A 6,303-nucleotide genomic window follows, 5' to 3' on the forward strand; every position below is an offset into this window, starting at 1 on the left:
GAGTCCGGCTCGGCGCGTCTGGCGCCCGGCCTCGGTCGGGGGGCGTCGTCGTACACCGGGGGCGTGCTCGCGGTGTGCGCCGCACCGTCCGGCGCGTCGGACTCGCCCTGGTGCCGCAACCGCCGTCGCCGCCGCTCCGCATCACCCACCCCCCGACCGTACCGCCCCCGCCCCGCCCGAGCCTGCGCCGATCATGGAGTGGTAGCTGCCGACTTCGCGGCTTACCTGCACCGCCACCACCCCCTGATCGACGGGGAGACCGGGGGGAAGGGGAGGGCGGGGTCAGAAGACCTCCCTGGGGGAGGGGGCGCGGTGCCAGGTGAAGGCGGGGGCGGCGGTGGCGACGGTGCCGGGGACCAGTTCACGTAGCCGGCCGCCGGCGGCGAGCGCGCCGAGGCCGGTGCCGCCCAGGTAGAGCTCGCCCAGGGCCCGGACGTCGGCGGCCAGCGCGGCCGGGGCGGTGCTGGCGACGCACTCCGCGCCGTCCGGGCCACCGACCAGCCGCCAGCGGCCGGTGTTCTCCGGCAGCAGGTCGTCGGTCACCTCGATCACCACGTCGACGTCGGTGGCGTACCGGCGGGCGGCCAGCGCGGCGGGCAGGTCGACCAGCCGTACCCAGAGGGCGTCGGAGAGCTGGGCGCCCAGGGCTCGCGGCTCGTTCAGCAGCCAGAACAGTGGCTCGTCCACGGCGGCGGTCCGGAACGACAGCCGCCGGGTCAGGTCGATCGAGAGCAGCATCCGCCACAACGCCTGGTACGCGTCCGGCGTCGCGGCCACCACCTCGTCGACCCGGACCTCGCCGCGTGGCCCGCCCCGCTCCCACGCCTCCCGGGTCCGGTAGAGGGCGTACCCGTCGACGCCGTCCCCGCCGTCGTGCAGCAGCACCCGGCGCTCGGTCGCGCCGTCGCGCCGGGTCTTCACGTCGGCGAGCACGTACGCCCACCAGCGCTCGTCGCGGCTGGACCAGCCGGGCCGGTCGGCGCGCACCCGGTCGTACAGCCGGGCCAGATCGGCCTGGTGACCGGCCGGGCGGTCCAGCCGGAGCGTGCCCCCGGCGGCGGCCGGTTCCGGCAGCCGCAGCTCGACGGTGTCGCACTGGAGGTGGTAGCGCTGCGCGGCGAGCCCGTAACCGAACCGGGGGTAGATCCGGCCTTCGCTGGCCCAGAGCACCGCCACCGGCTCCCGGCCGGCGTCCCGGATCTCGCGTAGCTGCCGGCGCATCAGGGTGGTGAGCAGCCCGCGCCGGCGGTGGGTGGGCAGCACCGCGACCATCGTCACGTGGGCCGCCGGCAGGCTCGCGCCGGGCACCTGCAGCTCCCGGGTGTACGCGCTGGCGTGCGCCACCGCGCGCCCACCGTCGCGCACCAGCAGGGCGCGCTCGGGCTCGAACACGCCGCGCTCGATCCCCATCAGCTCGGGGTCGGGGTCGTCGTGGAAGGCCAGGTACAGCAGCGCGCTGATCTCGTCGAAGTCCTCGGCCCGGGGCACCGTCACGTCCGTCATCGGCCGTGTGTAGCCCATCAGGTGCGGGTTCGGCGACCGATTTGCCGGCTCGCTACCCTCGGAACGGAGGCCACGTCGGTCGAGGGGGAGGACACGAGATGGCGGACCAGACACAACCGTGGGCCGAGCGCACCGTCGAGGTGCCGCCGCAGCCCGGTGTGGGCGTGGTGCCACCGCAGCGGGACGGGTTCCAGCGCGGCGTCGCCCAGGTGGGCGCGCGGCGTACGCCCCGGACCGAGCAGTTCCCCGCCGTCGACCCGACCGGCTGGTCGGGGGAGCCGGCCGCACGCCGCCCGATGAGCTGGCACCTGGCGCAGCTACGCCGGGGCGGGGAGTGGAGCGCCGCCGGAGCCCTGTTCGCCTTCGTCTGCTGGGGCATCTGGGCGATCTCCGGCCGGGGCAACCTGACCACCCCGGTGGTCACCTTCGTGCTCAGCCTGCTCACGGCGGTCGGCCTCTTCGCGCTGGCCCGGCTGGTCGGCCGGATCGTCTGGGAGCGGCAGCTCGGCCGGGTCCGGCGCAGCGCCCGGGGTGCCCACCTGCTGACCGCACTCTTCCTGGCCGGGGTGGGGGTCGCCTACCTCCAGCAGACCGAGTGGGTGGTCAGCGCCTGGAACTGGGTCACCGGCAACTGACCGCCTGGCCGCGGGCGGATCGGCGCGTCGCCGCCCGCCCGCGACCCGGTCGCGGTACGCCGCGACGCCGGTCGTCACTCCACCAGGACGGCGCTCGCATTACCCGGCGCGGCCCGCTTCATCCGTCGCCCGGTGGGCTGAGCCGGGGTCGGTTTCGTCTCCATGGGCCAGCCGTACCCCCGGCAGGTCGGGCGAAAACGGGGCCGCCCACCGGCCCGGGTGGCCGCTCACCGAGCCGACGCGTGCTTCCGGCGCACCGATCCCGGCCGGCCGTCGTGTCGGCGCGCCCATCCGACCAGCATGGGGGCATGGGCGCATATCGATCAGCGTACGAGCGGAGCCTCGCCGACCCGGAGGGCTTCTGGCGGGACGCGGCGGCGGACCTCGACTGGCACCGGGCACCCGAGCGGATCCTCGACGGCGGTGCCGCGCCGCTGTACCGGTGGTTCCCCGACGGTGTGTTGAACACCTGCCACAACGCGCTGGACCGGCACGTGGCCGCCGGCCGGGGCGACCAGCCGGCGCTGATCCACGACAGCCCGGTGACGGGCACGGTCCGTACCCTCAGCTACGCCGAACTGCTGGCCGAGACCGCCCGGTTCGCCGGGGCGCTGCGCCGGCTCGGCGTGGGCCGGGGCGACCGGGTGCTGCTCTATCTGGCCATGGTGCCGGAGGCGGTGATCGCCATGCTGGCCTGCGCCCGGATCGGCGCGATCCACTCGGTGGTCTTCGGCGGCTTCGCCGCCCACGAACTCGCCGTCCGGATCGACGACGCCCGGCCGACGGTGGTCGTCGCGACCTCCTGCGGTATCGAGGTGGACCGCGTGGTGCCCTACCACCCGATCCTCGCCGCCGCGCTGGACGAGGCGACCCACGTCCCGGCGCACTGCGTGATCGTGCAGCGCCCCCAGGAGCCCGCTCCGCTGCTGCCCGGCCGCGACCTGACCTGGGACGAGGCGATGGCGGACGCCGAGCCGGTGGAGTGCGTGCCGGTGGCGGCCACCGACCCGCTCTACATCCTCTACACCTCCGGCACCACCGGCCGCCCGAAGGGTGTGGTGCGGGACAATGGCGGGCACGCGGTGGCGTTGCGCTGGTCCATGCGCAACGTGTTCGACATCTCGCCGGGCGAGGTCTTCTGGGCCGCCTCCGATGTGGGCTGGGTGGTCGGCCACTCCTACATCGTCTACGCGCCGCTGCTCACCGGGGCGACGACGGTGCTCTACGAGGGCAAGCCGGTGGGCACCCCGGACGCCGGGGCGTTCTGGCGGGTCGTCGCCCAGCACCGGGTGGCCGCCCTGTTCACCGCGCCCACCGCGATCCGGGCCATCCGCCGCCAGGACCCGGACGGTGCGCTGCTGGCCGGGCACGACCTGAGCAGCCTGCGTACCCTCTTCCTGGCCGGCGAGCGGCTCGACCCGGACACCTGGGAGTGGGCCGGGCAGCGGCTCGGCGTACCGGTGGTGGACAACTGGTGGCAGACCGAGACCGGCTGGCCGGTGGCGGCCAACCCGCGCGGCCTGGAACCGCTGCCGATCAAGCCCGGCTCCCCGTCGGTGCCCGTCCCCGGGTACGACATCCGGGTGGTCGACGGCGGTGGCCGGGAGGTGCCGCCGGGCACCGACGGCTCGATCGTCATCCGGTTGCCGCTGCCGCCCGGCTGCCTGCCCACCCTCTGGGGCGACGACGAGCGCTTCCTCCGCTCCTACCTGGCCACCTTCCCCGGCCACTACCTGACCGGTGACGGCGGCCGGTTCGACGAGGACGGCTACCTGTACGTGATGGGTCGCACCGACGACGTGATCAACGTGGCCGGGCACCGGCTCTCCACCGGCGCCATGGAGGAGGTGCTGGCCGCCCACCCCGCGGTGGCCGAGTGCGCGGTGATCGGGGTCGCGGACCCGCTCAAGGGCCAGGTGCCCAGCGGGTACGTGGTGCTCAAGGCCGGTGCCGAGGTGGACCGGGACGCGCTCGCCGGTGAGCTGGTCGCCCTGGTGCGGCAGCGGATCGGGCCGGTGGCGGCGTTCCGCCGGGTCACCGTGGTGCCGGCGCTGCCCAAGACCCGCTCCGGCAAGATCCTCCGCCGGACCATGCGCGGGCTGGTCGAGGGGCGGGACGAGCCGGTGCCGCCGACCATCGACGACCCGGCGGCGCTGACCGTCTTCCGCGACCTCGGTGCGGAAGCTACTCCGTGACGTCCGGGAGCTTCCCGCCGCCGGTTCGGGACAGCTACTCCTTGACGAAACGGTGGAGCACGAAGTCCTGCTCGGCCCCGCAGGCGATCAGCTCGGTGTTCCACGAGCAGGAGTCGCCCCGCACGTCCCGCAGCTCGCCCAGCGGCACCCGCTTGCCCGACCCGGCGCCCACCCCGGCCACGCCGCGGTCGTCCACCCCGCTGCCCAGCGCGTCGGCGAAGAGCAGCAGGTTGCCGGCGTCGACCCGGACGGCCACGCCCTCCTCGTCGTCGAGGATCCGCTTGCCGTCGGCGGCGAAGAGCGTCACGGCCGGTTCCGGGTAGCTCCGCCGCGCCAGCACCCGCTCGCCGACCGGCACCAGCTGGGTCATCCCCGGCGCCGGCCACCGCTTGACGCCCTGACCCTCCCCGGCGGCCACCACCTGCGCGGTCTTGTCGTCGGAGCCGGTCACCTCCAGCAGGCAGGCCCGGTGCTCCCCGCAGGGCACCAGTGCCTTGGCCCGCCGGTCGTCGTCCTCCGCCCGGTACAGGACGCTCGGCTGTGCCTGCCGCCCCAGGTCGTACGCGAGCAGCCGCCCGTCGTCGCCGGCCACGTAGAGCCGGTCCTCGTGGGCGACGACCAGGTCGTCCGGCTCGGCCACCGCCTTCCAGCGGCGGATCTCCTGGCCGGAGCCGAGTTCGATCAGCCGGACCGACTTGTCCGCGCTGACCTGCACGAGCTGCCCGACCGGGCCCTGCTCGGGGTCGCGCGGCGAACCGTCGCCGTAGCCGGGGCCGGACACCGTCTCGGCGGTGGTCACCGGGTGCACGCTGTCGCGCGTGTTGCCGTACTGGTCGGTCAGGTCGTTCAGCGACCACTTCTCGTCGCCGTTGCCCAGCTTCCGCCCGACGAGCCGTTTCCGCTCGTGGTCGCTGAACGCCACCACGTCCTCGCCGACGAACATCTCGTCGTCGCGGCCCAGGGTGTGCCGCCACCGGGGTTGGCCGGTGCCGCCGTCGAGCACTTCGAGCTGGCGGCCGGTGCTGCCGCCGGTGGCCTCGGCGAGCAGCGCGACCGCGCCGGGCAGCGCGACCAGGCCGGCCCACCGGTCGGCCGTGATGCCGCTCTCCCGGCGCCACAGCTCCGTGCCCGTGCCCGCCTCGACGGCGACCACCACCAGCCGCTTGTCCTCCCGCGGATAGGCCAGGTAGGCCCGACCGCCCGCGAGGGCGGTGAACATGTCGATCGGCCGTTCGGTGGCGCCCGCGATCCGGGTGCCCTTGCCGAAGGCCTGGAAGGTCAGCTCGGGATGGCGGTCCCGGGTCAGGTAGAGCACGGTCGCGGTGACCACCCCGGCCAGGGCGGCCACCGCGCCGAGCGCGATCCACAGCGCGCGCCGTCGCCGGCCGCCGCCGGCCGGTGCGGCCGCCGGCCCGGGCGTCCCGTTCCCGGGTACGCCGGGCCAGCCCGGCCAGCCGCCCGGCTGGTGCGGGATCCCGGGCGCGGGCGTCCCGTCCCCAGGTATGCCGGGCTGCGGCCGGGTGGCTGCCGGCGCGGCCGGGGCGGGGAAGTGCGGGGCCGGGCTGGTGCCCGCCGGGCCGGCGTCGACCGGCGGGCCGGCGCTGACCGGCGTCCCGTGGGGTGCGGCCAGCCGGGTGCCGTTCGGTCCGACGGCGAACGCCGGGCGGGGCGCGTCTCCGGCGGTCGCCGGGCGCGGTGGCTGGGCGGCGACCGTGGTGCCGTCGGCGGCGGCCGGGGAGACGGGCGTCGCGGGGCCGGCGGCGGCCAGCGTGCCGTCGGGGCCGGCAGCGGGCAGCGTGCCGTCGGGGCCGAGGCCGGGCAGCGTGCCGGCCGGTTCCGCCAGCGGTGACGTGGCGGGGTCCGGCCGCGCGGGCCCTGCGCCCTGCTCCGCCAGGGTGGGCGGCACCCCGGCCGCACCCGGCCGGTCACCGGCCGGCACGGTCGGTGGGGCGGGGGCGGCGCCGGGCGGG

At 76.1% G+C, this 6,303-nt stretch carries 4 protein-coding genes; 2 read left to right on the forward strand and 2 right to left on the reverse strand.

Annotated elements, in window-relative coordinates; genetic code table 11:
• Positions 1-282: 282 nt before the first annotated feature.
• Positions 283-1,503 carry a GNAT family N-acetyltransferase gene (locus LQ51_RS06770; RefSeq protein ID WP_046563817.1) on the reverse strand — a complete coding sequence of 407 codons (1,221 nt, stop codon included), beginning with the start codon at positions 1,501-1,503 and terminating at the stop codon, positions 283-285.
• A gap of 98 nt (positions 1,504-1,601) precedes the next feature.
• Between LQ51_RS06770 and LQ51_RS06775 the strand changes: the two genes are divergently transcribed.
• Both LQ51_RS06775 and LQ51_RS06780 read left to right on the forward strand, forming a co-directional pair.
• A complete protein-coding gene (locus LQ51_RS06775; protein ID WP_046563815.1) occupies positions 1,602-2,138 on the forward strand; it encodes a hypothetical protein in 537 nt (178 codons plus the stop codon).
• Positions 2,139-2,446: 308 nt separating this feature from the next.
• Positions 2,447-4,333: a propionyl-CoA synthetase gene (locus tag LQ51_RS06780; protein ID WP_046563816.1), complete on the forward strand. Its 1,887-nt coding sequence runs from the start codon at positions 2,447-2,449 to the stop codon at positions 4,331-4,333.
• A 34-nt stretch (positions 4,334-4,367) separates the two neighbouring features.
• Here LQ51_RS06780 and LQ51_RS06785 read toward each other — a convergent pair.
• Positions 4,368-6,303: outer membrane protein assembly factor BamB family protein (locus LQ51_RS06785; RefSeq protein ID WP_156312994.1), on the reverse strand; the 1,936-nt coding region annotated here is incomplete at its 5' end.

The sequence above is a fragment of the Micromonospora sp. HK10 genome (assembly GCF_000982955.1).
Lineage (GTDB): Bacteria > Actinomycetota > Actinomycetes > Mycobacteriales > Micromonosporaceae > Micromonospora.